The organism is Pseudanabaena cinerea FACHB-1277, assembly GCF_014696345.1.
Taxonomy (GTDB): Bacteria; Cyanobacteriota; Cyanobacteriia; order Pseudanabaenales; family Pseudanabaenaceae; genus Pseudanabaena; species Pseudanabaena cinerea.
In genome coordinates, this window is the sequence record NZ_JACJPY010000004.1 from 64,694 (window position 1) to 89,474 (window position 24,781).

At 45.5% G+C, this 24,781-nt stretch carries 19 protein-coding genes and 1 tRNA gene; 8 read left to right on the forward strand and 12 right to left on the reverse strand.

What is annotated here, in order from left to right:
• The first annotated feature begins 12 nt into the window (after positions 1 to 12).
• The 3 genes from H6F44_RS02290 to hrcA all read left to right on the forward strand — a co-directional run bounded on the left by H6F44_RS02290 (position 13) and on the right by hrcA (position 4,263).
• Positions 13 to 411 (forward strand): ExbD/TolR family protein, encoded by a 399-nt coding sequence (locus H6F44_RS02290; RefSeq protein WP_190349302.1) that lies wholly within the window; start codon positions 13 to 15, stop codon positions 409 to 411.
• A gap of 141 nt (positions 412 to 552) precedes the next feature.
• Positions 553 to 2,652 carry a TonB-dependent receptor plug domain-containing protein gene (locus H6F44_RS02295; protein WP_190349303.1) on the forward strand — a complete coding sequence of 700 codons (2,100 nt, stop codon included), beginning with the start codon at positions 553 to 555 and terminating at the stop codon, positions 2,650 to 2,652.
• A 549-nt stretch (positions 2,653 to 3,201) separates the two neighbouring features.
• A complete protein-coding gene (gene hrcA / locus H6F44_RS02300; RefSeq protein ID WP_190349304.1) occupies positions 3,202 to 4,263 on the forward strand; it encodes a heat-inducible transcriptional repressor HrcA in 1,062 nt (353 codons plus the stop codon).
• Positions 4,264 to 4,311: 48 nt separating this feature from the next.
• Here the strand turns inward: hrcA and H6F44_RS02305 are convergent, their stop codons facing one another.
• Positions 4,312 to 4,770: an ATP-binding protein gene (locus tag H6F44_RS02305; protein WP_190349305.1), complete on the reverse strand. Its 459-nt coding sequence runs from the start codon at positions 4,768 to 4,770 to the stop codon at positions 4,312 to 4,314.
• 159 nt (positions 4,771 to 4,929) lie between these two features.
• Between H6F44_RS02305 and mrdA the strand changes: the two genes are divergently transcribed.
• From mrdA to H6F44_RS02320, 3 genes are all read left to right on the forward strand, one after another.
• Positions 4,930 to 6,759: a penicillin-binding protein 2 gene (gene mrdA, locus H6F44_RS02310; protein ID WP_190349306.1), complete on the forward strand. Its 1,830-nt coding sequence runs from the start codon at positions 4,930 to 4,932 to the stop codon at positions 6,757 to 6,759.
• Positions 6,760 to 6,928: 169 nt separating this feature from the next.
• On the forward strand, positions 6,929 to 8,719 hold the full coding sequence (locus tag H6F44_RS02315) for a proline--tRNA ligase (RefSeq protein ID WP_190349307.1): 1,791 nt from the start codon (positions 6,929 to 6,931) through the stop codon (positions 8,717 to 8,719).
• A 51-nt stretch (positions 8,720 to 8,770) separates the two neighbouring features.
• Positions 8,771 to 9,370, forward strand: coding sequence for a nitroreductase family protein (locus tag H6F44_RS02320; RefSeq protein WP_190349308.1), 600 nt, complete (start codon positions 8,771 to 8,773; stop codon positions 9,368 to 9,370).
• 56 nt (positions 9,371 to 9,426) lie between these two features.
• On the opposite strand, the gene tftA is transcribed toward H6F44_RS02320, so the two are convergent.
• Positions 9,427 to 10,806, reverse strand: a complete 1,380-nt coding sequence (tftA, locus tag H6F44_RS02325) for a hormogonium tapered terminus morphoprotein TftA (RefSeq protein ID WP_190349309.1) — start codon at positions 10,804 to 10,806, stop codon at positions 9,427 to 9,429.
• Between the two features lie 248 nt (positions 10,807 to 11,054).
• Between tftA and H6F44_RS02330 the strand changes: the two genes are divergently transcribed.
• Together H6F44_RS02330 and H6F44_RS02335 are read left to right on the forward strand one after the other, a co-directional pair.
• Positions 11,055 to 11,459 (forward strand): NIL domain-containing protein, encoded by a 405-nt coding sequence (locus tag H6F44_RS02330; RefSeq protein ID WP_190349310.1) that lies wholly within the window; start codon positions 11,055 to 11,057, stop codon positions 11,457 to 11,459.
• A 164-nt stretch (positions 11,460 to 11,623) separates the two neighbouring features.
• Positions 11,624 to 12,370, forward strand: a complete 747-nt coding sequence (locus tag H6F44_RS02335) for a DedA family protein (protein ID WP_190349311.1) — start codon at positions 11,624 to 11,626, stop codon at positions 12,368 to 12,370.
• A 60-nt stretch (positions 12,371 to 12,430) separates the two neighbouring features.
• Here the strand turns inward: H6F44_RS02335 and H6F44_RS02340 are convergent.
• The 10 genes from H6F44_RS02340 to typA form a co-directional block, all read right to left on the reverse strand.
• Positions 12,431 to 12,515, reverse strand: a tRNA-Ser gene (locus H6F44_RS02340).
• A gap of 203 nt (positions 12,516 to 12,718) precedes the next feature.
• Positions 12,719 to 13,906, reverse strand: coding sequence for a hypothetical protein (locus H6F44_RS02345; RefSeq protein ID WP_190349312.1), 1,188 nt, complete (start codon positions 13,904 to 13,906; stop codon positions 12,719 to 12,721).
• 224 nt (positions 13,907 to 14,130) lie between these two features.
• Positions 14,131 to 16,542, reverse strand: a complete 2,412-nt coding sequence (locus H6F44_RS02350) for a hypothetical protein (protein ID WP_190349313.1) — start codon at positions 16,540 to 16,542, stop codon at positions 14,131 to 14,133.
• 466 nt (positions 16,543 to 17,008) lie between these two features.
• Positions 17,009 to 17,725: an SDR family oxidoreductase gene (locus tag H6F44_RS02355; RefSeq protein ID WP_190349314.1), complete on the reverse strand. Its 717-nt coding sequence runs from the start codon at positions 17,723 to 17,725 to the stop codon at positions 17,009 to 17,011.
• A gap of 48 nt (positions 17,726 to 17,773) precedes the next feature.
• Positions 17,774 to 18,040: a hypothetical protein gene (locus tag H6F44_RS02360; RefSeq protein ID WP_190349315.1), complete on the reverse strand. Its 267-nt coding sequence runs from the start codon at positions 18,038 to 18,040 to the stop codon at positions 17,774 to 17,776.
• Positions 18,041 to 18,195: 155 nt separating this feature from the next.
• On the reverse strand, positions 18,196 to 19,710 hold the full coding sequence (locus H6F44_RS02365) for an efflux RND transporter periplasmic adaptor subunit (RefSeq protein ID WP_190349316.1): 1,515 nt from the start codon (positions 19,708 to 19,710) through the stop codon (positions 18,196 to 18,198).
• A 20-nt stretch (positions 19,711 to 19,730) separates the two neighbouring features.
• Positions 19,731 to 20,444 carry a DUF305 domain-containing protein gene (locus tag H6F44_RS02370; protein WP_190349317.1) on the reverse strand — a complete coding sequence of 238 codons (714 nt, stop codon included), beginning with the start codon at positions 20,442 to 20,444 and terminating at the stop codon, positions 19,731 to 19,733.
• A 141-nt stretch (positions 20,445 to 20,585) separates the two neighbouring features.
• The gene (gene rppB / locus H6F44_RS02375; protein WP_190349318.1) at positions 20,586 to 21,920 is read right to left on the reverse strand and encodes a two-component system sensor histidine kinase RppB; all 1,335 of its coding nucleotides are present in this window, start codon (positions 21,918 to 21,920) and stop codon (positions 20,586 to 20,588) included.
• Positions 21,917 to 22,618: a two-component system response regulator RppA gene (gene rppA / locus H6F44_RS02380; RefSeq protein ID WP_190349319.1), complete on the reverse strand. Its 702-nt coding sequence runs from the start codon at positions 22,616 to 22,618 to the stop codon at positions 21,917 to 21,919. The genes rppB and rppA overlap by 4 nt, the downstream gene beginning before the upstream one ends.
• Positions 22,619 to 22,880: 262 nt before the next feature.
• The gene (typA, locus tag H6F44_RS02385; protein ID WP_190349320.1) at positions 22,881 to 24,674 is read right to left on the reverse strand and encodes a translational GTPase TypA; all 1,794 of its coding nucleotides are present in this window, start codon (positions 24,672 to 24,674) and stop codon (positions 22,881 to 22,883) included.
• Positions 24,675 to 24,781 lie beyond the last annotated feature (107 nt).

A 24,781-nucleotide genomic window follows, 5' to 3' on the forward strand; every position in this document is an offset into this window, starting at 1 on the left:
TAAAAGAAGATTATGCAACTCCCTGAAGAACCTGAAGTTCCTTTTCAAATTAACATCATTCCCATGATCGATGTGGTGTTTGCGATTCTGACTTTTTTTATTACCGCAACCCTCGTTCTCAATCGCACTGAAGGTTTACCCGTCAGCTTGCCTCAAGCTGCAACTACCAAAACCCAAACTCAAAATAAAGTTGTCGTAACCTTAGATGCTCAAGGCAATCTCTTTTTAAATCGTCAATCGATCGCTTTAGAGCAATTAGAGGCGCAGGTGCGATCGCTAATGAGTAAAGAGAAACAAAATATTGTGGTGATTAATGCCGATGAAAATGTTTCCCACGGCAAAGCGATCGCGGTCATGGATCGCATTCGTAACATTGAGGGCGTAAAAATGGCGATCGCTACTAAAAAATAGCTGCCCTGAGTCAAAATGCACTTATTTGACACCCTGTCTTTTGACATTTCTATTGCCAATATCAAACAATAGGGTTTTTAATTTGCAGCTCTCTAGGGCTTTTGATCCTAGTAGCTAAATTTGTGAGGAGTTGAGATCGCTATGAAATCTATAAAGTTGCTATTTTTAGCACCTAGCTTTGCTCTGTCTGTTTTTAGTCTAGCGGAACTTGCGAAAGCAGATCCAACTTTAGAAGCAGATAACAATCATATTTTGACCGTTGGCGAATTGAGATCGCAGGCTTCCCAACAAAGTGCTAGTTTATTGCAACCCAACTTAAACTCTAGTCATACGACAAAGCCCGAAACTGTTGCTCAAATTGAACCTGATAGTGATGAAATTGAAATTGAAGTAACAGGAAAGAAGTCTCCTTTTATCCCCACCTCTGCCCCCGCATATGTCGTTCCTAAAGAAGAGATCCAGAAGCAAAATCCTAGTACTGCGGCGGAACTGTTGCGAAGCTTACCAGGCTTTGCGATCAATGACTATGGCTTTGGTGCAGATATTCATACAGGGACTTTTTTGCGTGGTTTTTCCATTAACCAATCCACATTTCAAATTAATGGCAGATCCTTTGGTAGCAATGTTAGCACCTATCACGGTGGAACCGATCTCAATAGTATCCCCGTTGATGCGATCGAGCGCGTGGAATTAACGGGCGGCACTAGCGCCACCCTCTACGGTTCTGAAGCCTTTGGCGGTGTCATTAATTTAATTACCAAAAAAGATCCACAACCACTCAAAGCTACTACCAATGTCGAATTAGGCTCTTACGGCTATCAACGCTATCGTGTTGGCTATGGCGGGACTCTAGATGGTGTCAACTTCCGCTTGGGTTACGAGCGCTTCTCAACGGACAATAATTATCCTGTGCCGATTGGGGCAGCTAATCGCAATCCTACTGATGGCAGACTCTTCAATGGCGACTCGCGCATTGATAATTTTTATGGCAGTGTCGAAGCTCCCATTAATGCCCGTAATTCCTTTAGCATTGATGCTTATAAGTCAGCAAGTCGGCGTGGATTGCTTTACTTTGGGTTCCCACTCCAACGCGATCGCCTCGATCATGATTTGTTAAATATTGGTGCAACTTTAACTAGTAAATTGGGCGAAGGTGATGATTCCATCTTAAAAACCACGATCGCTTTCAATCAGGACTTTTTCAACACCTACGGTCCCACAGGAGCAACAGCTTTTCGGAGTGGAGCTTTGGACTCAAGGGCTTTAAGCGGTCGTGTCGAGCATCAATGGCAACTTGCTGCCAATAACAAGCTCACATGGGGATTTGACGTTAAAACTGACTCCATCCGTGGTGATGTGCTTAGCTCCCTGCCTGCTCTTGTGGGATTTAATGGCACTGTCAATCGCGATCGCTCCCTTGTCGCACTCTTTGCTCTAAACGCATGGAAAATTACCGATGATTTCCAATTGGAACTAGGGTTACGCCAGAATTTCACCAGCGACTATGGCAGCTATCTCAACCCCACGATCGGCACAAGATGGAACATCACGCCCGAACTCGCTTTTCGCAATAGCTTTGCTGTACTTCAGCGCAATCCAGGGTTAGATCAGCTTTTTGTGTTCGATACAGTCCACAACTGGCTGGCGAATCCCAACCTCATACCTGAGCGCGGTGTTGCCTATACTGCTGGCTTCGATTTGAGTGTGGCAGATGCAGTGGTGGCTCAGTTAACCTATTTTGGTAGTAGCCTAAGCGATCGCATTGGCATCATCGCAGGACGATGGGAGAATGTGGGACAGGTAAACACCAACGGAGTTGAGGCTGGAATTAAATGGAAAATCTCTCCAGAGTTCTCATCATTTGTCAATTACACTTACACCGATGCCAAGATTGCTAGCAGTAGGACTGCCTCTGAAGTTGGATTACAACTAGCTACAGTTCCCTACTCTGTTGGTAAGTTAGGAGTTAGCTATGAGTCCAATGGCTGGCAGGCAAATCTATTTTTCAACTATTACAGTGGCTCTCGACGGGCTATTTTCGCTCAAGGCACAGCAGGACAGAGAGCTACTGACTTTTCGCCAGCCTATCTGAGCCTAGATTTTAGTGCTAAGGTTCCATTGTCTAAAAATTTAGCCTTGACTGTGAATCTAGAAAATCTGACTGACAATAGCTATGAAAAGACTAATCGCATTTATCAACCAGGCTTAACCTATAGGATTGGTTTGCAAGCTAGCTTCTAGCAAATAGGACTCACCTGATTCTAGACTAGGGGCAATTCATGAGCCGCCCCTAGTTTTTGCTGTTTTGCAGCTATTTTGCATAAGCCTTAAAAATATACTAGCCCCTAACAAATTTATTGGGTGAACAACTAGACATGGTACTGTTTCAAAGTTGTTGAATCGAAAAATCGGATAAAAATTGCAAAAACAAGCCGGCTATTGATCCTAACTTCGGAGTCTTATTTGTTCACCAACAACCTTGAAACAATACCAGCGTGACATATTACCCCGTAAATCTAGATCAAGCTAGATCAAGCGGCAAGATGTTATCCCAAGATTTAAGTATCCTAGTAGTTATGCTTTTAACATTTAGCAACTAAATTTAGCAATATATAAATTCAGTATATTAACTTCAATTTATTCTTCCACTCCTTTAATTAATACATTTTCACTTTTCACCTTTTTTCACCTTTCATCTTTCACCTTTTACTTTTTACTTTTTACTTTTCACTTTTCACTTTTTACTTTTTACTTTTTACTTTTTACTTTTTACTTTAGATTACTTTCCCCATGAAACCCCAACTCACCCATCGAGAACAAAAAGTCCTTTGGGCAACCATTGACCACTATATCCAAACTGCCGAACCTGTTGGCTCTAAAGTTTTGGTGTCAGAATATGATTTCGGGATCAGTCCTGCCACGATCCGCCAAGTGCTGCATACTCTCGATCGCAGTGGGTTACTCTATCAGCCCCACACCTCCGCAGGGCGCGTTCCCTCTGACTCAGGCTACCGCGTCTATGTCGATGAGCTAATCGACCCTGCCAGTGAAGCTCACCGCTATGCCCATTGTTTTTTGCAGGGCGATCGCCTCAATCCATCCAACCTCGATCGCATCTTTCGTGATGTGGCGCAGCTTTTGGCAACCCTCAGTGGTTGCATTGCGGTGATTACGGCTCCAAATATGCAAATGATGCGGATCAAACATCTGCAATTGGTGATGCTAGACTGCCAGACGATCATGGCGATCGCTGTCAGCGACACATACTACACTGCATCACTATCGATAGATCTACCTCACGAAATTAAGCCCGAAATTCTAGAAGGGGAGCTAAACATCTTAAATAACTTTTTAAATACCCATCTGCGCGATCGCAATTGGACTGCCCTTGGTAGTCCTTTACAGTGGGATGATCTTGATCGCCAATTTCAGCAATATGCTCTGCTACTTCAGAAATCCTTAAACCAACTCATGGGACTATGCGATCGCACCGCCCTTGGGCAGATGTTTATCAGTGGGCTAACGGAGCTATTGCGTCAACCTGAATTTTCTAATCTCCAACAGGTGCAAAATATTGTGCAGTTACTAGAGGCTGATCGCGCCTCCCTGATGTCATTGATTGCCGATCAGTCCCACAACCCCGATCATGCTGTCAGCATTAGCATCGGTTCTGAGATCTCCATCGAGCCAATGCAAAACTGTACCTTTATCTCCAGTCGCTATCATTGCGATCGCCAGCCCATCGGTACTGTCGCTGTCCTTGGTCCCACCCGTCTTGGCTATACTAAGGCGATCGCCTCAGTCCAAGCCGCCGCCACTCACCTCACCGAAGCAATGAGCAAGATCAAGTAACACCAAATAAAAAAATGGCTTAGCCATTTTTTATATTAATCTCTTATATTAATCTATGAGTGGCTTGGCTTTAGGATCAATGCGCTTGCATAGGGTCAATTGATGGCGCTCATAATCCCAAGTGACTTGCTCAAAAATTTTGCGTAATATATAAAAACCTCTACCACATTCCAGATCATGACAAGGCGTAGGATCACCATTCTTGCGATGCTCAGGGCTATCGTCTTGGCGATCGCTGCCCTGATCCTGAATGATCCACCAATATATTTGGGTAGAATCTTGGTGGAGTTTCGTAAAACTGACGTTAATCTGCTTACAAGGATCTAGAGAGTTGCCATGCTTTACCGCATTCACCAAAGCCTCTTGCAACCCCAAACGCAACTCTGGCTGCCATAGCAAAGGTGCTTCACTTACCAATAGATCTAGTACTGGGGCAAGATAGAGCGTTGAACTAAAACTAAGATTTCTCCACTTACGCCCCATTGGACGAACAGGTGTCACAATCACGCCCTCTTAACTCCTTTGGGTAACTGCTCTACCATCGTCTGCATCTTTGCCCGCCACTCAATGAAATCAACTAGACTCATGATCGCCATACAATGGATTCCATATCATTCTAGCGAAAAATCTCGACTAAATAACTTTATATAACTTTCCCCTAGCGCCATGACCTTTACGCAAAGACAAACTTCCCCCTTTAATCCCACAGAAAACACCCGCACGATGGGCAAAGGAATGCGGGCAGCCATTTTATTTTTGCTAAGCGTTGTGGTGTTGCTAGGACTTTTGGGGGGCAGACTATTTTACTTGCAACTAATTGAGGGCGATCGCAACCAACAGTTAGCCGAAAATAATCGCATCAGGCTGATTGCCAAACCCCCAGAGCGTGGTCGCCTATTTGATCGCAAGGGCAATATTCTCGCCTCTAGCCGCCTTGCCCATGTGGTATATCTCTGGCCGATCGCCCAGCCCAAAGAAAAATGGCAGCCAATTATTCAACGCCTATCCGAGGTCATCGGTATCCCCGCACAAACGATCCTTGCCAAACTAGAGCAGGAAGGCTATAACTCGCCAAATCTCGTGCGTGTTTCCTCAGCCATTAGTCCCAAGATCGTGACCGCACTATTAGAGCATAGCCGTGAGCTATCGGGTGTACAGGTAGAGCCAGAAGCAGTCCGATACTATCCCAATGGGGACATCGCCGCCCATGTACTGGGCTATACAGGCGAAATTACCGCCGAAGAATTGCCAGAACTGCGCGAAAAAGGCTATCGTCCTGGCGATGTACTAGGCAAGGCAGGGCTAGAATATGCCTTTGAAAAAATGCTGCGTGGCGAATGGGGAGGGCAGCAGGTAGAGGTGGATGCCTTTGGGAAGGTGTTGCGAATTCTAGGTCAGAAACCGCCCTTAGCAGGAAATGCCGTGAAGCTTACCATCGACCTTGATCTGCAAAAAGCTGTGGAAAATATTCTCGGCGATCGCCAAGGGGGAGTTGTCGCCATGAACCCTAATAATGGCGAAATCTTGGCAATGGTTAGCCATCCTGCCTTTGATCCCAACCTCTTCTCAGGCAAAATTTCTGAAGCGGCATGGCAACGGTTGCAAGAAAAGGATCACCCCTTTGTGAACCGTGTCCTGCAAGTTTATCCGCCTGCCAGTACTTTCAAAGTTGTCACCATGGCGGCGGCTCTGGAAAGCAAATCCTATAGTCCTAACGATGTTCTGCCCACCTATCCATACTTAGATCTAGGCGGCTTCCAATTTTGGGATCACAATAAAGCAGGCTTCGGCACAATTGGCTTTTATGAAGCAATGGCCTATAGCAGCAACACCTTTTTTGGGCAGGTGGGAATGCGGATCGGAGAAAAAAACATAGCCGAATGGTCTCATAAGTTTGGCTATGGCGAATATTCAGGAATTGAGTTAAAGGCTGAGGAAACTAAAGGCACTGTGCCAGATCCTGCGTGGAAACAAAAGGTGATCGGCGAACCTTGGTATATTGGCAATACGGTAAATATGTCCATCGGTCAGGGAGATGTGCAGGCAAATTTGTTGCAAGTGGGGATGATGACCGCCAGTGTCGCCAATGGTGGTTTTAAGATCAGACCGCATCTCATGCTAGAGGATAATGATGCGAAGGAATGGCGACAGTCATTAAATATTTCGCCCACAAATTTAGCTGCACTCCAAAAATCCCTCAGAGCCGTTTTTGAGTTTGGTACAGCTTCATCTCTAAGTGTGGCAGATGTCACGATGGCGGGCAAATCGGGGACAGCCGAAGATCCACCACGTCCTAACCATGCTTGGTTTACCCTCTATGCTCCATATGAGAAGCCTGAGATAGTGGTGACAGCCTTTGCCGAAAATGCTGGAGGTGGAGGTGGTAGCGCGATCGCTGCGCCATTAGCGGTACAAACCGTTGAGGCATACATGAAAGTCAAAAAGCAACCCAATGCACCGAATAATCCCTCAATCTCCACCCCAGTCCCAAACTAAAAGATAGGGGTTGGCGATCGCTGCGGAGATTTACGCTCTAGCTCTGCTTTTGTCTACATTTGCCTGTTTTTGCCTGTTTGGTTAGCCTTGTGGTTTTTAGGTTTGCATCAATCACCTGATACAATCAACATACAGAATTTATCTATGTAATAAAGAACGTCTCGGAAATATGCGCCTATCTCAAATGCTCTGGGTTACGCTGCGGGAAGATCCTGCCGAAGCCGAATTGCCAAGCCACAAATTGCTTTTGCGTGCGGGTTATATCAGACGTATTGGTTCAGGTCTGTATGCCTATTTGCCCTTGATGTGGCGAGTCTTGCAAAAGATTTCGGCGATCGTGCGTGAAGAGATGGATGCAACGGGGGCGCAGGAATGTCTATTGACGCAGTTGCAACCTGCGGAGCTATGGCAAGAATCGGGACGTTGGGATACTTACACCAAAGCCGAAGGGATCATGTTTGCCATGACCGATCGCGCTAATCGGGAGGTGGGTTTGGGTCCCACCCATGAGGAAGTAATTACGGCGATCGCGAGGGATGCAATCCGTTCCTATCGTCAACTGCCCCAACATCTCTATCAAATTCAAACGAAGTTCCGTGACGAAATTCGCCCAAGGTTTGGATTGATGCGCGGTCGCGAATTTATCATGAAGGATGGCTATTCTTTCCATGTCAATGAAGAGAGTCTTAAGGAAACTTACTACGCCATGGATCGCGCCTATCGCAAAATGTTCGATCGCTGCGGTTTGAAATTTCGAGCAGTGGAAGCAGATTCAGGGGCGATCGGTGGTTCGGGTTCTCAAGAGTTTATGGTACTAGCGGAAGCGGGAGAGGATGATATTCTCTTTACTGAAGATGGTAGATATGCCGCCAATGTGGAAAAGGCGGTATCAATTCCCCCTGAAGCCGTTGCTTCCCATTTTGATAAATTTGAGAAATTGCATACACCCAAAGCTAATACGATTGAGTCGGTGTGCAAAATGCTGAAATGCAGTCCCACTCAAGTTGTGAAGCAGGTTCTTTATCAAGTCACCTATGACAACGGGATGGCGGTGTTGGTGTTGGTGAGCATTCGTGGCGATCGCGATGTCAATGAAGTGAAGTTGCAGAATGAATTGGTTAAAGTCGCGGCAAATTATGGTGGCAAAGCGGTGATTAACCTGCAAGTTGCCGATGCTGAATCGCAACAAAAATGGGCGCATTCCCAACTGCCTCTCGGTTACATTGCACCCGATCTTGCCGATAGTTATATCGATCAAGTCAAGGACTTTGCGCCCAAGTTTTTACGCCTAGCCGATCGCACCGTTGCCGAATTACATAATTTCGTAACTGGAGCCAATGAAGCGGATTATCACGTTGTCGGTGCAAATTGGGCTAAGGAATTCCCATTGCCAACGGTGGTCAATCTCGATAAAGCTCAGGCAGGCGATCGCGCTCTTCACGATCCCACGCAAATCCTGCAAACCGCCAGAGGCATCGAAGTTGGTCACATCTTCCAATTGGGAACCAAATATTCCCAAGCAATGAAAGCCACTTTCACCAATGAACAGGGTGAAGAACTTCCTTTGGTAATGGGTTGCTATGGCTTAGGTGTGTCCCGTCTTGCTCAAGCGGCAGTGGAACAGTCCCATGATAAGGATGGCATCATTTGGAATAAGGCGATCGCCCCTTACCATGTGATCGTGACAGTTCCCAATATCGCCGACACCAAGCAAATAGAAGTTGCCGAAAGCCTTTACCATGCTCTGCAAGTTGCCAAAATTGAAGTGTTGCTAGATGATCGCGATGAACGCGCTGGCGTTAAGTTCAAAGATGCTGACTTGGTTGGTATTCCCTATCGCGTGGTCACAGGCAAGGCGATCGCTGATGGCAAAGTGGAAATCGTCAATCGGGCAACTAAAGTAGCGACCTTGGTGGCGATCGCCAATGTGGTGGAATATTTGCAGCAGGAACTTAGTTAAAATAGCAATGATTTCGCCATTTACAAACCACGAGTTCAATAATTCAGAAATATGGAAAAGCCAGCAGTCACCGATCATGACATCCATCCTCTACTTGCAAATCGCTGGAGTCCTCGCGCCTTTGACAGCAAGTTAGTTGCACCTGAAAAACTAGCCCAATTATTTGAGGCCGCCCGATGGTCAGCATCCTGTTTTAATGATCAACCTTGGGTATTTATAGTGGCAACCAAAGACGATACGATCAACTATCAAAAAATGTTGGATTGCCTAGTTCCCTTTAACGTGGCTTGGGCGCAGGCTGCTCCTGTATTGATCTTGGCGATCGCCCAAAAGCACTTTAAGCACAATGGCAAGCCCAATGCTTGGGGCGAATATGATGCAGGGCAAGCCACCGCAAATTTAGTATGCCAAGCCACCGCCCTTGGATTATTCGCGCACCAAATGGGCGGTTTTGATGCTGATAAAGCGATCGCCACCTTCCATATTCCCGATACGGCGAAACCAATGGCAGCGATCGCGATCGGCTATGCAGGGGAAGTTAGTAATCTCCCCATTGACCTGCAAGAAAAGGAAACCACGCCCCGTGTGCGTCAGCCCCTATCCAGTTTTGTCTTCACAGGCGATTGGCAACAGACCGCAGATTTTGTTTAAATCAAAAGCTTATGCCGTCCCCTTAGTGGGCGGCATAGACCCTTGGACTGCAAAAATCAAAAAATACCTGCGGATTCATAAAGGCGGCGGATGAGAGCGATAATTTTGCGATCATAAAGCGGATCGATCGCCCACCGTCCTGTTAACTGATTTAAATAGGGAGCAGTTCCCCGCGCAATCAAATTAAACCTCGGTGCAACCACAGGTTGAAACAATGGCGCGGCACAGGCATAGGCTTTGAGTTGCTGGATATGCGCCCTCACCCCCGTGCGTTGATTATCAAAGCTTGCCCCCAGCACATTAGCGATCGCGATCGCTGTTCCTAGGTTTGCAAAATTGTTTTGCGCGGGATCAATCCCCTTCCCAAACCGCAAAAAGTCAGTTTCCACACACATTTGACAGAATGCCACATCGTGATTTACCCCCTCAATTTCTGCCTCTTCACGATATAAAAGCGGCAATTCGCCATAATTAATCAAGGACACCTCATTATTATTTTTGAGAAACATCATCAGTTGCACTTCCGACGCATTGCCCAAACCCATAATCTGATCGATCTGTCCCGCAAAAACCTTAAAAAGCGTTTTGAGATAGAGGGTGCGGGTGGCGCTATCCCAAGAAACAGCAGTATTTAACTCACGCAAAGCGATCGCCTGCACATAGACAATACCTTGATATTGCATTCGACAAGATAAAGGAATCTGGCTAGGATCGAAGCCCAAACGATCAACCAAATCCACAGGCACAAATACATTACCCGAAACTAAAATCCCCCGTTCAGGATAGCCCTGCCCATTGAGATTAATATTTGTCTCTGGATAGGTAATTATTTTATTGCCTTGAGTCATGGGGCTGAAGACAGGAATTGTTGTGGCAGTTTCATGGAGCCATGATTGCAAACCATCGGCAATCCCAATCACATAGTCTCTGCGCCGCGTTTGCATTAATAAACGTTCAGATGCACTATTCGCAAAATTTAGCTCCAAAACAACCGAAGGAATCGAAACCTGTCGACAAAAACTCAGGCTACCCAGACAGGCGATCGTATCCGCCTTAGCCCCACGATTGGCAATTTCGGGAACCCGTTTTGTAAGGGCGTTGGTAATGATTTCTGCCTGACGTTTGCGTAAAGCATTGTGGGTAATGTAATAGGCAGTTGCCCCGCGCAATTCTGGCACTTTCACCACATCCACATTAAGCAAAATCGCAATGTCTTGGCGACCTGCCCTCAGATTAATCCAGTCGATCGCCTCCTGCAAATTTAAATCATCACTAGGTGCAGCGATCGCTATTCCCCGCGATCGCAACTCCGCAATCAGCAAATCCCTTGTTGCCATCAGCTCCGCAACTTCCATCATTGCCCCTGCCCCATCGTTCAGGTCACGAAAGACTCCTTCAAAACCACTGTGACCTGCGGAAATAAATATCTTGCCCATATGTGTAGATAAATGCAGTGCAGCCAGTAAAAATTCATCGACAGTCTAACAGCTTTTTGCCCTGAATTAAAATCTAACCCAAGAAATGAGAGGAAGACTTCTTGCAGTCCTAGCAAAGCCCAGCTTTCCAAAAATGCTCTTTATCCTCCCCCCGCTTCAATGGTCAGTAATGGCGATACAATTTTAAGAACCAAATAATTTGCCGCCGCTCCCATTATGGTGACATCCTGTTGTGAAGCCCCTATCTCATGAAAAAAAGAATTAATCTCACCTTTCCCAAACGGGCAATTAGTATCCCCATCACCTATCGACTCGCCAAGGATTTTAATATTGCCGCCAATATCATTCGCGCCCAAGTCGCCCCCAATAAAGTCGGCAAAATGGTACTAGAACTATCAGGAGATATCGATCAACTGGAAGAGGCGATGGAATGGATGCGATCGCAAGATATTGAGGTTTCACAACATGGTCGCGAAATTGTCATTGATGATATGGTCTGCGTTGACTGTGGCTTATGCACAGGAGTATGTCCCACCGAATCCCTTACCCTCGATCCTAAAACCTTTCAACTCAATTTTTTGCGATCGCGCTGTGTCGTATGTGAGCAATGTGTCACCGCCTGCCCCGTCAATGCGATCGCGGTCAACTTGTAAATGACTGCATACTAAAAATGGCTACGTCATTCCTTAACTTGGTCCAGGGGTTTTGAGTTTTCATTTTGCCGTAGACAAAACGAAAAACGCTATATAATGTAATGATACAAAAAGTAACAATTTTTCACAAATCGTTTAACCAATTAAACTTTGAGCTATAACTCATGAACTTTGAGTTCTTTTCACTAGACACTATCCAAGAGTGGATTCAGCAATATGGATACTGGATCGTATTTTTGGGCATTATGCTGGAAAATGCTGGCATCCCATTACCAGGTGAAACCATCACCCTAGTTGGCGGTTTTCTCGCTGGCAATGACGAATTACGCTATTCACTGGTTTTACTATGTGCAGTTGCGGGGGCAATCTTGGGCGATAGCCTTGGTTACTGGCTAGGGCGTTGGGGTGGTTTAGCTGCCTTAGAGAAAATTGGTAAACTATTCCGAATGCCCAGCGATGAGATTGAACTGGCAAGGGAGAAATTTCGCGGAAGTGGCGATCGCGCAGTTTTTTTTGGCAGATTTGTCGCCATCCTTCGTATTTTTGCAGGACCAATGGCAGGTTTATCGGGAATGCCTTACCCAAGATTCTTATTTTTTAATGCTTCAGGGGCATTAGTCTGGGGACTAGCCACCACTGGTGTTGCTTACTATGCAGGTAAACTTATTCCCCTAGAGTCCCTAGTCTCAGGGGTGGTCAAGATAAGCACCATCGCTTTGATACTAGTAGGACTATGGTTTGTCGTTCCCCGCGCCTTTCTATGGCTCAAGCAAAAATATCCAATTCATAATGACCTCTCACCGCAGCAACATACCATCTCTGCTAACCCCATACCCGTTGCCGCCCATGATTGCTTACAGTCGCCTTCACATACCAATGCACAAGAATGTGAGGATACGCTTGTGAGCTAAAAAGATAAATATCCAAAAACCTTAAAAGCGTGGCTTGCGCCACGCTTTTAAAGCTTTTTACGGAGAGAGAGGGATTCGAACCCTCGGTTGCTTTCACAACATTCGATTTCAAGTCGAACGCATTCGACCACTCTGCCATCTCTCCAAATATTGCGATCATGATTATACACAAGATTACACCAAATTAATAAATGACATAACCATTTCTTGATTAAAAAAACCTTGCAAAGTTGGGTTTTCAATTCCCCCAAAAGAGGGGCAGCGCTTCGCACTGCCCCTCTTTTTTAAGAAAGTACTGCAATCGCAGAGTATAAAATAGCTTGGTCGCTTTGTACTCTGCGATGATTTCTAAGCTTTAACTGCCGACATCGACAAAGTGTAATAGCCAAGCTGATTAGGAACTCTCTCCCACTTGCCATCTAGCTTGCCCTTGGAAAGATTCTTGGTCACGCGATCCTTAGCTTGACGGAAGTTTTCCATCGATAGATCGCCATACAGAGCCTTGACCACACTATCGGCATTCACAAATTCACCTTTGCGTTCTTGCAGGACTTTTTCGATCGCATCGGTGAGCGTATTACCATGATAAAGTGGGCGCATCACCAATGAACTCATCCGACCAGAGCGCTTAGGTTGTTCAGATTTGGGGGCATCTTCAGCTTTACGGGCATTCACCTTAGAGGCTTTAGTTGGTTTAGGTTCGGTTACATATTTAGGTGCTGAAGCCGTTACCTTTGGTTCCTTGGGAGTCTTGAGTGCCTTAGGAGTTTTAGGAGCCTTGGGGGCTTTAGGCTCTTTGACTGCCTTATTAGCTTCTGTCTTTACAGAAGCTGCCCTGCCACGCTTGATCGTTGAAGTGGGAATAATCTTGAGATCTGCAAGGGAGATTGTGTAGTAACCCAATTGACTAGGAACACGATTCCATATACCTTCACCCTTGCCCTTAGAAAGGTTTTTTGTCACCCTTTCCTTTGCGATCCGAAACACTGGCTCAGTAACTTCTCCATACAGGATATTAACCACATCATCAGCATTAACCGCCTGTCCAAGCCTTTCCTTCAAAACCTTTTCGATCGCTTCTGTTAGGGTTAGCCCCTCATAGGCTGGACGCATTGCCAAAGAACCACGGCGATGACCTCTTCCTCTACCTTTGCCAGTAGTGACAGGCTCAGGAGCAGCAACGAAGGAGGGAGTGGCCACAGCTTTTGGTTTGCGACCTCTAGTGGGAGCCACCTCTGCTGATACCACTGGAGGGATGGCAACAATGGGTGCGGCAACGGGTGCTGTAACGGGTGTGGCAACGGGTGCGGCAACGGGTGCGGCAACGGGAACGACAACTTCCTTCTTTTTGGCTTTGGGGGCAGGTTCGCCACTAGGCAAGCTTCCTAGCAATGCTTCGACATGAGCCAGTTGGGTACGTGCCTGAGCCACTTTGTCTTCATATTCGGCGAGAAAACCTTGCAAATGGGTCTGCAAAGCAATCAAGGAAGCACTAAAGCTCTCTGGCTGTAGTGCGACAGGTAAATCTATGGTCATATTGGGAAATTCCAAAAGCTAATAATAGTTTGTGATTTTGATTAGTTTTTTCCTCATGGTTTTGCTTATGATGGAAATAAACTCATGATTCCGTTCTATCACGTTTTGAGAGAACTCGCAATAGTTTAGAAAGAATTCTCGCTGATCATCCGTTGGTGCCAAGCAGAATATGAGAGATTTTTGAAAACCTTGTAAAATAAGCCTTTCAAAAGTCCCTCAATTTTTTATCGAGCCTTTTTGAGATTTAGGAGAAATTTTGCTTCGGCAGCCCGATCGCTCTTTGGATAGCTGGCTAATAGTCGCTCTAGATAGGTGCGGCGATCGCTGAGAAAGAAACTGGAAAACAGCAGGTCATCGGTATAAATACTTTGGGGAAACTTGAGTTGCAGTTCGGTGATGATGCTGTCAATGCGTCTTTGATAGTCTTGAGCAATGTTGGTTTCTAGATTTTGATAATCGAGGTAAGAAAAAATCGGCTTCAAGGTTTGACGAAAGCTTGAACTAGATTGCACGCCTGCGGGGGGATGGATACTAGTAGTTTCTGAGAAGGTGTGACTTTCCCACTGCTCTAGGAGGATCATCGCTACCATATAAAGGGATTTTTCGCGCAGATCGGGAGGGAATTGGTTGCTGTCTAGCAAATTTTGATAGAGGGAAAGGGCGATCGCATTTTGGCTGCCCCCCTGATAGGCGGCTAGGATGTCGCTATTACGGCGAAGGTTGCGATCGCAAACCCACCATCGTTGACAATTCCAGTCTGTGGGTAACAGATAGGCACGGATACCACCCCAGATTGGCAGATAACCATTTTTCCAGCCACCAATGCCAGCCCAACTGGCGGCAATTTGATATTGGGCAGTTGGTGTGTTTTCTAATTGCCATTGCCTTAGTTGTTGCCACCGTCCTTTCTGCTCTTGCAGGAGAGCTTGAGATTCTCGTTTAAACTCCGCCACCCGATTATCCTCTGCCCAAGATTTGCCCTGTGGGTGGTAATAGTCTTCAAGGATGCGATCGGGAATTGCCTCTATTTGGACTTGGTTAGCAAATATGAGCGCCTGTTCATAGTTGTGTTTACGGGCATAGTTCACGGCGATCGCGTAGTTAAAAAATGGAGCCAGCACTTTGGCATTAGATGGAGATGCAGGATTTTGATTGATTGTTGTTTGATTGATTTCTGTCAAGAGTAATTGCATCTGCTCAATGGACAATCCCACATCTAACAAAGTTCGCACATGGGGGAAGGCGAGATAAATGGCATCGCGATCGCCCATTGGTGAAGTCATCATCTTGATCCAAACTCGCATTGCCGCCATAGGGTCATTATTTTGCTGCAAGCTAATCCCTAAGAAGTAATGGGCATCATCGGCTCCTGAGTGACTGTCATAGCGCTCTAGCCATTCTTGCCAAGCCTTCAGCTTGTCTTGTGGCGATCGCCTAGCATTGCGGGTGAGAATCTCTGGGCTGCGCTCTTGAGCATCAAAGTAAGAACGTCCTGTGAGGTCGCCATATTCCCGACAAGCTCGCGCAAATTTGGATTGGGGATACTTTTCCACCATGCCCAATAGCAGGTAATAGGCATGGCTGCCTGTCTCATCGTAATTTTCGTAACTAACGATTTTGGCGAGGGGATGTAGTTGCGAAAGATCATCATTGAGGATATCTGTGAGTAAATTTGTGCCGATCGCATCGCCATGACGTTCTAATTCGGCGATCGCCCAAATTTTTTCAAAAGGATCAGCACTATTAGTGATTGTCGCTTCTTGGGCAAGCGCTCGGAAAAAGGCTAGCCCAAAGGGATGGATTTGACCAGCCTTGATTGCGCCCAAACGCTGCACCAAAATATGCGATCGCGCCTCCTTGGACAGTTGGCGATAGAAGGCGATCGCTGCTTTTACCTGTGGGGCTGTCGGTTGATTCAACTTTTCCAACTCTACCCATTTAGGCAACCCCGCAAGGGATAGATCAGGTTGAGATGTAGATTTACCATAGACCGCCTCATAGCCTAGCAACTGAGACAGAAATCCTAAATTGAACTGCTCATAATATTGCGGATCGCTCTTGGGCTTGAGGTTCGCCTTTGCTAGGGCGATAATTTCCCTACGGACTTTAGGATCATCCAGTCCAAACTCTTTTTCCCAACTTTTGTCGCTAGAGGATGTGTAAGGAATAATGTCATAGATTTGGGGATAGTTCAGCCCTTTGGTAATATGCCCCCGCAGCCAGAGGGTTGTGTAGGGTTTACCAAGACTGCGGATACCTTCAATCCCATATTCTTGACGCACCCGATCGCGGGAGCGAGCATAATAACTCAAGAGGGGATAAGCCTTTGCGCCATAGCGCTGCCACACTGGATTGGCTGGCGCAGAATCTCCCCATTTTTTGATAATTATTTCCTGTCGCACTGCATCCGCAATCTCTCGCCATTGCGGATCGGCACGAAGGCGATCGCGCAGCACATCATCAATTTCTAATTGGGAAATTTCTTCGGGACTTAAGAACTCAGCACGTTTTGCCAGTTCCGCAGGACTAGGTATTTTGACTGTGCGGGATTGAATTACTTCTGTCGCTCTCAGGGCGATCGCTGAGGTAAAGAGAGTGAGGGACAGTGACAATATATATAGATAGTGTTTTGACATTTTTTTCCCCTAAGTAGGTTGTTGGAATTAAACGTAGGATGTGTTAGCGATAGCGTAACGCATCTCCTTTAAGCGATTGATGCGTTACGTTGCACTAACGCATCCTACAAATAATTAAGCCTTCCTGCTTAGTATTGGCGATGTTCTACAGGAAACGATGGTGAAACTGCAAACCAAACCACAAATTCCAATACTTTACAGAGTATGCCTTTTAGCAATATCTTCTATAAAGTACTTGGGTATCTTAGTTGATGAAAGTGCTTTAATAATTTAATAATTAAACTTGATTTTGGGCTATCTAAATCAATTCTCAGTAATTCGCAACAAAATATGAAATGCTTGGCGCTGACTTAAAACTCTGCTGCTAACGTAGGGGCAGTTCATGAACTGCCCTTAAGCTTATTTGTTTTATGGCTCTTATTTTGCAGGATGGAAAAATGGTTAACTCAGTGCTTTGCGCTGAATATTAAATGAACAGATGGCTCTCAGGTTGAATATTGATTTCCATCGGTACTGCCTGCGGATCGGCGGTGAGAGCAAACATAATTGCATTGGCGGCAGATGCAGTGGTTAACATCTTGCTGCGATCGACCTTGAGACTGACCTGATCCCAAAATGGTGAATCAATGCCACCAAAATAAAAGAGCGTTACCTTAATGCCAAAGCGCCGCACTTCATCCGCCATACATTTACTAAAACCTACCGCCCCAAATTTAGAAGCACAATAGGCAGATGCCATCGCCATCGGATGCTGACCCAAAATGCCAATCACATTACAAATATGTCCAACCTTACGATCCTTCATCGCATTGGCTACCAATTGACTGGTATAAAAGTTACCCTTGAGATTGAGATCCAGCATTCGCTCTAGATCCTCTGGCTCAATGCGATTGAACTGCTTCATCACGCCCGCCCCTGCGGTATTGACCAAAATATCTATCTGCCCAAATTTGCCGATCGCCTCTTTCACCATCGCTTCCACCTGAGCATATTGGGTAATGTCTGTGGGAACAGCGATCGCCTCAATATCATAATCATCTTCAAGGCTATGGGCTAGTTCCGTCAATTTATCGCGATCCCTTGCCACAAGTACCAGCCTTGCGCCAGATTCTGCCAACTTCGGAACCAATGCCGAGCCAATGCCACCTGTTGCACCGACAACGACAACAACTTTATTTTGCATCTTATTAAGTAGGGTATTTATATTTGACTTTCTTTACAATACTTTACTTTACAATACTTTACTTAACTTTTGTTTGTATGAATATTTCCTTCCCAGTGAAAAACTAGATGTTGCGGCGCTTCGCGCCACAACGCTAATTCTTGGTTTTATTGTAGTTTGCAAGTTATCAAGGACTGCTTGCAAACCATCAAATCCATATTTCTTATTTTCGGTTTTCACCCTGTCCGTACCAAGGTAAAAACCGCGATATATGTCTATTTCTTGGGTGGGAAGGGAGTAGGCGAAGTCACAGTAATTACCGATGAAACGAGCCACAAGAAATTTTTTGGAAGCGTTTTGTTTTTGCTTCGTTGACTAGAATAGTGCGGTTTCGTTTAGCAGTGGTTTGCCTATATTCACTGGTTTGGGTGTTAGTAATTGTGTGTCTTGAATATCTCTAAGCTTACATCCCAGCCTTTACAAGGTTTACTTTACACTCTCAAATTCTTGCGCTTACCCAGCCAATAGCCCCCATAAACCGCAATACCGACTATACCTGTGGCAATCAGGAAACTCCACCAAGGCAGAGATAGCAATCTGGTACTATCTGCTTTAGTCTCTGCAACCGTAGCCTTATTAGGATTACCGCGCAGAGATTGAGCATAAAGCAAAGGCGCTCCCTCAGTCACGATGCGATCGCCCTCAAATAAACCACTTTTTACTTCCACAAAGCCATCGGATGCTTGACCCAAAGTAACTTCTGTTGGTTCAAAGGATTTACCATTCTGGACATAGACTAATTTTTTACCCTGCATATCTACTACTGCGATCGCAGGAATAGCGATGACAGGATTTAAGGCTTGACTGGTGAGAAGTTCTAATTCTGCAAACATCCCCGCCTTTAGCTGTCCATTAGCATTGTTGATTTCTGCCTTGACAGGAATCACGCGCTGTTCCCCTGCAATTACCGAGCCAATGGTGGTAATTGTGCCTTGAAGCTTTGGATTAGTTGGGGAATTGGTTGATATTCCTGCGACAGTGACATTGATCTTTTGTCCAATCTTGATGCGATTGATATCCTTTTCAAAAATATTTGCGGTGGCAAAAACGCGGCGATCGTTCACAATCGACATAATCGGTTTACCTGCCTCTTCAAAACCTTCGCCAATGGTAGCTTCGCGATCGCTAACCACACCTGAAATCGGCGCAACAATTGTTACCGTACCGTCAGCATCAGCCTTAGAATCTAACTGTCGTAAACGGGCGGCATATGCCGAACCACTTAACTCAACCTTCGATTGGGCTGCTTCTAGCATTGCTTCGGCTTTGGTGACTTGAGCCGCCGCTTCTAGCAATGGCAAACGACCTGATGCTTTAGACAAACTAGACTTAGCAGCGAGAAATCGGCTTTCCGATTCTTGGAATTGTCGCCGCGAAATCGCCCCACTTGCCAATAATTCGCGATCGCGATCATAGCGTTCCTGATCAATCTTCAGCTCAGTTTCCGCTTGACGCAGTTCCGCTTCCACAATCTGCTGTTGATTGCCATAGTTCTGTTTCGCAAATTGTAAATTCGCGATCGCCTCCTGCACACTTGCCACAGCATCAGTTTGTTTCTCTAGGGCATTCACCCGCAAATCCGTCAGTTCAGGGCTAGATAGCACAGCGACCACTTGCCCCGCTTCCACCTTATCTCCAGGTTGCACTAGCAAAGAAATCAAAGTTCCCTTAATCGGTGAGGTTACTTTCACCTTGCCATCGGGTAAAGGTTCAATCTGCCCCGTCGCTTTGATAGCGATCGCCATAGCTTTCTTGCTGACAGGTTCAACTTTGATGCCCACTTTTTGAGCTGTACTCTGATCAATTTCAATCGCCGATGGATTAGCGATCGCATCACCATGTCCAAACTCATCGCCATGTCCTGCATGGGCAAGGATTGCCACAGGATTAAGCAAGGGATTGACAAACAAAACTAAGCTCAGGCAAGTGCCATAAATTCTTTTCATAAATTGCCTTTAATACATTTTTACTTGCCATACCAAGCTTTGCGCCATGCTTGCATCTGTTCAATTTCAGCCTTTTGAGAGTCGAGAATCTCTTGAGCGAGTTTCTGAATTTCAGGACGTTTTGACTTGGCGATCGCATCCTTTGCCATTACTAAAGCCCCTTCGTGGTGAGGAATCATCGCTTCGATAAATCGCAAATCAAATTGAGCATCGGCACTTCCCAAATCCATAGTCATCATCATGTTCTTCCGAAATTCGGGAGACATTTCCATGGAGTGCTTCATGTCTTCATGCCACATTACTAACTTATCTCCAGCCTTGGGATACCATGCTTTGCGCCATTCCCCCATCTGGGCAATCTCTTTTTCCTGCGCGGCAATAATCTCGTTAGCTAACTTCCGTAATTCGGGACGTTGAGAATTTTTTAAGACATCCTGTGCCATGGCGATCGCGCCTTGATGATGGGGTGTCATGCCATCAATAAATCGTAAATCATATTCGGCATCAGCCACTCCCAAATCCATCGAATCATGGGACATCATGCCACCTGAATGGTTTATGGGTGTTGATTTGCCTGCTTGGTTTTCGATCTTTATTGCCACAGGATTAGGGGTTTCTGCTGATATTTGAGTATTGCTGGCTGTGCAAGCCGCCAAGTTAGCACTGGTCGCCGCTAAAATCAGTAAAGCCGAGACAAATCGCCCCCGTGCAGTGAATAATAGAGTAGATAACATAGTCATATCTTGAGCAGTACATAGAATTGTTAAGGTGTAGTATTTCATAAGAAAATGAAATGAGCATGAAAAACTAAGTCCTACTGTCTTCCCCGTGAAGAATTGAAGAATTAACGTTGCATCACTTTGTACCCCCTAATTTTATGGATTATGAGCTAATTGAATTGTGAAAATACTACCTTTACCGAGTTCGCTTTTGACTTGAATATTACCATTGTGAACTTTAGCGATCGCCTGTGCGATCGCCAACCCTAATCCCGATCCCCCTTTTTTGCGAGAGCGATCGCTACTTACTCGATAGAAGCGATCGAAGATATTTGGTAAATCAACGGCACTTATGCCAATGCCATTATCCTGAATTTGGATCATGGCATGATGATCCATGTGATCAAGGAGCAATTCAACCGTGCCATATTCAGGGGTGTAATCGATCGCATTGATTAAAACGTTGAGAATCAGACGATAGAGTTGATCTTCGTTGCCATTGATATAGATTGGAGAATGATGGAGAATTTTTAGCTTGAGATCGATATTTGACTGGATAGCCAGTGATGATACTTCTTCCACTAAATCGCCCACAATTTCATTGAGGCAACAGGTCTGCTTTTGGAGGGTAATTAGTTGGAGATCCATCCGTGAGAGTAGAAGTAAGTCCTGCACCAGTTCTGAAAGACGTACCGTTTGCCGATTGATTGTTTGGAGAATATCCCTTGATTCTGCTTCGGAAATAGCATCACTATTGAGCGTAGATTCAACAGTGGCACGGATAGCAGCCAAGGGAGTTCGCAACTCATGGGCAGCATCAGCAGTGAATTGCTGAATTTGTCGATAGGAAGAATAAACTGGTTTAATCGCAATACCTGCCAAATACCAGCTTGCGACGCTCACCATCAAAAAAGCGATCGGTAAACTGATAATCAAGGTTAGTTTTGATTGTTGCAGATGCTGTTCATAGTCCGCTAGCGATCGCCCTACTTGCAAATATCCCCATGACTCTCCACGATTATTTTTAAGTAAAAGAGAGATTTGATGATAGCGGTTGCCTTTTCGATCTTCAATTGTTTGCCAAGGATCTTGTCCAATTTTAGGAATCATCCCTATTGGTGGTTTGCCGACTGTGGCAATCAATCTACCTGAACGAGTTAAAAATAATGCGTAAAAACTATCCTGTTGAATCGCTCCCAGAATATGCCTTGCGGGAGATTCTGGCTGACATTCTTCACCAATAATACAAAGATTCGGCAGGATTTGTTGGACATTGATAGCAATGCGATCGCTTTCTGTCAGTAGAGGTTCTAAGCTATCATGCAATGTGCCAGCGACCGACTCTAATTCGCGATCAACTGCTTGCCAGTGAGCATGAGCCATCACCTGATAGATACTGACCCCTGACACAGTTAAAATGATACTCATCACTCCTGCATACCAACCCGCAAGTTGTAAACGCGCTCCCCAAAAGATTTTGTTGCTATTCATGGATTTAAGCGATATCCTAAACCGTAAATCGTTTCAATTTCGATATCACAATTATGTTCTGCTAATTTCTTTCTCAATAGACGAATTTGTGCTGCTACAACATTGCTAATGGGTTCTGATTGAAATTCCCATAGACGATTCATAATCTGATCGCGAGTAAGGATTTGGTTGGGATGTTGCATAAAGTATTCTAGCAGTTGAAATTCTTTAGCTGTGAGCGTAAGATCTGCGGCGATCGCTTTTTGATCTTGATTTTGGTTCGCGATCGCCGCAGTTGAGTTGCCATAATCAAGGATCAAATTCCCTACCCGTAAAATTGTTGGCTGCACTTGAGTTGGTCGCCGTAGCAATGCTCTCAGTCGCGCCATTAATTCAACCATGCCAAAGGGTTTAACTAAATAATCATCTGCTCCCGAATCTAGTCCCATCACCCGATCTTCAATCTGATCCTTTGCCGTCAGCATTAACACTGGCAGCGAACTAGCCTGCGATCGTAAGCGTTTACATATTTCCAGTCCTGACAAACTTGGCAACATCCAATCAACAATCGCTAACACATATTCAACGTCAAGACTCGTAAGATATCTCCAAGCTTCTGCTCCATCTTGCACCCAGTCAACAATATATTTTTCTTGTTTCAATCTTTTTTGTAAAGCCTTACCAAGATCTTCTTCATCCTCAACTAGTAAAATTCTCATGTGTTTTCTGATAATTTTCTAGCAATTATAGCCATAGCCAATCTAGTTAGGGCTACGCAAGAAAATAAAGAACCCTTACAGCAATTACCATCGCAGGTAGCAAGCTATCCTTGACAAATTGCTACCTGCAATATTTTGTTGTAATGATGGGCTGCCTTTATTCCTTAGGACTTATACAAAATGAACTAGCGTAGAGGCAATTCATGAATTGCCCCTACGCTAGGAATCAGAATTTCAAGGTCTTTTGCGTAAGCCCTATGTGCTAGCGCTTGGCAAACTTTTTGTTCATCTTGCGAAGCCGAATTGACTCAGGTGTCACCTCTAGCATTTCATCAGAACCAATGTATTCCAAAGCCCTTTCGAGACTCATTTCTACAGGAGCTTGCAACTGCACAATGTCATCGGCTCCTGCGGCTCTCATGTTAGTAAGCTGCTTACTCTTGCATACATTCAGTTCCAAATCTTGGGGGCGATTGTTTTCACCGATAATCATACCCTTGTAAACCTTTGTGCCAGGTTTAATGAAGAAGATACCGCGATCTTCAGCATTCTTAAGGGAATATTCAGTGGCAACGCCTTCCTCAAAGGATATTAAAACACCATTACGACGGGCGCTAATTTCACCCGCCACAGGTCGATAATCAAGGAAGCTATGGTTCATGATCCCTGCACCGCGTGTTGCACGCATAAAGTCACCACGGAAACCAATCAGTCCACGGGCAGGAACCGTAAACTCTAGCTGCGATCGCCCTCCACCAGACACCTGCATATCTACCATTTCGGCACGGCGCTGTCCGAGGCGCTCAATGCAGCCGCCAACGGCATCTTCGGGTACATCAATGACCAAGCACTCATAGGGTTCGCACTTTTGACCATTGATCTCACGATAAATTACCTGTGGCTGGGTAACTTGAAATTCGTAACCTTCGCGACGCATGGTTTCGATCAAGATACCAAGGTGCAATTCACCACGCCCTGATACCGCAAAGCGATCTGGCGATTCAGGATCTTCTTGTACACGCAGCGCCACGTTGGTTTCTAGCTCACGCATGAGGCGATCGCGCACTTGACGGGTGGTTACTAGTTTGCCTTCTTGACCCACAAATGGCGAATCATTGACGCAGAAGGTCATCTGTAGGGTGGGTTCATCAACCTTGATCATGGGCAGAGCCAGAGGCTCATTGGGGCAGGTAATCGTTTCACCGATATTGGCATTAGCAAAACCTGATACTGCCACGATATTGCCCGCCGATGAGGTTTGCAATTCCACTCGCTTCAGGCCATCAAAGCCCAAAAGCTTAGTGATTTTGCTCTTGGTAATGGAGCCATCTTCGGCAATTAGAGCCGCTTGCTGACCAGAGGTAATCGTCCCATTATGAATTTTGCCAATCACAATGCGTCCCAGATATTCAGAATAGTCAAGGGTGGTTACTTGCAGTTGCAAGGGCTTCTCAGGGTTGCCAACGGGAGGAGACACATGGTGAAGAATTGACTCAAACAAAGGCTTCATATCAATGCCTTCTTCTTCTAAGGTTTCCTTAGCAAAGCCAGCCATGCCAGAGGCAAAAATGTAAGGGAAGTCGCACTGATCATCATCTGCTCCAAGCTCGATGAACAGGTCTAGCACTTTGCTAACAGCAACATGGGGATCGGCAAATTCGCGATCGATTTTATTGATGACAACAATGGGGCGCAAGCCCTTTTCTAAAGCTTTCTTCAATACAAATCGGGTTTGAGGCATGGGACCTTCGTTAGCATCGACAATCAATAGACAGCCTTCAACCATTCCTAATACCCGTTCCACTTCACCGCCAAAGTCAGCGTGTCCTGGGGTATCAACGATGTTGATTAAGGTACTTTTGTATTTGACCGCAGTATTTTTGGAAAGGATGGTGATACCCCGTTCACGCTCAAGATCGTTGGAGTCCATCACACAGTCTATAATTGCCTCTCCTTCTCGGAAAGCGCCAGACTGTTTGAGGAGTGCATCAACTAGGGTGGTTTTGCCGTGATCGACGTGGGCGATGATGGCGACGTTGCGAATGGGGAGGGACATGGGTGATGTATCGAATTATTTGGAAAACTTATTATTTCTTTAACTATTATGCTTGAGTTTGACCAAAAACTTTGTAGTCTAGAAACTCTGTTGCACTAACAAATAAA

Coding starts and splice junctions, on each gene's coding strand:
- H6F44_RS02290 (WP_190349302.1), top strand. CDS start 13: ATGCAACTCCCTGAAGAACCTGAAGTTCCTTTTCAAATTAACATCATT.
- H6F44_RS02295 (WP_190349303.1), top strand. CDS start 553: ATGAAATCTATAAAGTTGCTATTTTTAGCACCTAGCTTTGCTCTGTCT.
- hrcA (WP_190349304.1), top strand. CDS start 3,202: ATGAAACCCCAACTCACCCATCGAGAACAAAAAGTCCTTTGGGCAACC.
- mrdA (WP_190349306.1), top strand. CDS start 4,930: ATGACCTTTACGCAAAGACAAACTTCCCCCTTTAATCCCACAGAAAAC.
- H6F44_RS02315 (WP_190349307.1), top strand. CDS start 6,929: ATGCGCCTATCTCAAATGCTCTGGGTTACGCTGCGGGAAGATCCTGCC.
- H6F44_RS02320 (WP_190349308.1), top strand. CDS start 8,771: ATGGAAAAGCCAGCAGTCACCGATCATGACATCCATCCTCTACTTGCA.
- tftA (WP_190349309.1), bottom strand. CDS start 10,806: ATGGGCAAGATATTTATTTCCGCAGGTCACAGTGGTTTTGAAGGAGTC.
- H6F44_RS02330 (WP_190349310.1), top strand. CDS start 11,055: ATGAAAAAAAGAATTAATCTCACCTTTCCCAAACGGGCAATTAGTATC.
- H6F44_RS02335 (WP_190349311.1), top strand. CDS start 11,624: ATGAACTTTGAGTTCTTTTCACTAGACACTATCCAAGAGTGGATTCAG.
- H6F44_RS02345 (WP_190349312.1), bottom strand. CDS start 13,906: ATGACCATAGATTTACCTGTCGCACTACAGCCAGAGAGCTTTAGTGCT.
- H6F44_RS02350 (WP_190349313.1), bottom strand. CDS start 16,542: ATGTCAAAACACTATCTATATATATTGTCACTGTCCCTCACTCTCTTT.
- H6F44_RS02355 (WP_190349314.1), bottom strand. CDS start 17,725: ATGCAAAATAAAGTTGTTGTCGTTGTCGGTGCAACAGGTGGCATTGGC.
- H6F44_RS02365 (WP_190349316.1), bottom strand. CDS start 19,710: ATGAAAAGAATTTATGGCACTTGCCTGAGCTTAGTTTTGTTTGTCAAT.
- H6F44_RS02370 (WP_190349317.1), bottom strand. CDS start 20,444: ATGTTATCTACTCTATTATTCACTGCACGGGGGCGATTTGTCTCGGCT.
- rppB (WP_190349318.1), bottom strand. CDS start 21,920: ATGAATAGCAACAAAATCTTTTGGGGAGCGCGTTTACAACTTGCGGGT.
- rppA (WP_190349319.1), bottom strand. CDS start 22,618: ATGAGAATTTTACTAGTTGAGGATGAAGAAGATCTTGGTAAGGCTTTA.
- typA (WP_190349320.1), bottom strand. CDS start 24,674: ATGTCCCTCCCCATTCGCAACGTCGCCATCATCGCCCACGTCGATCAC.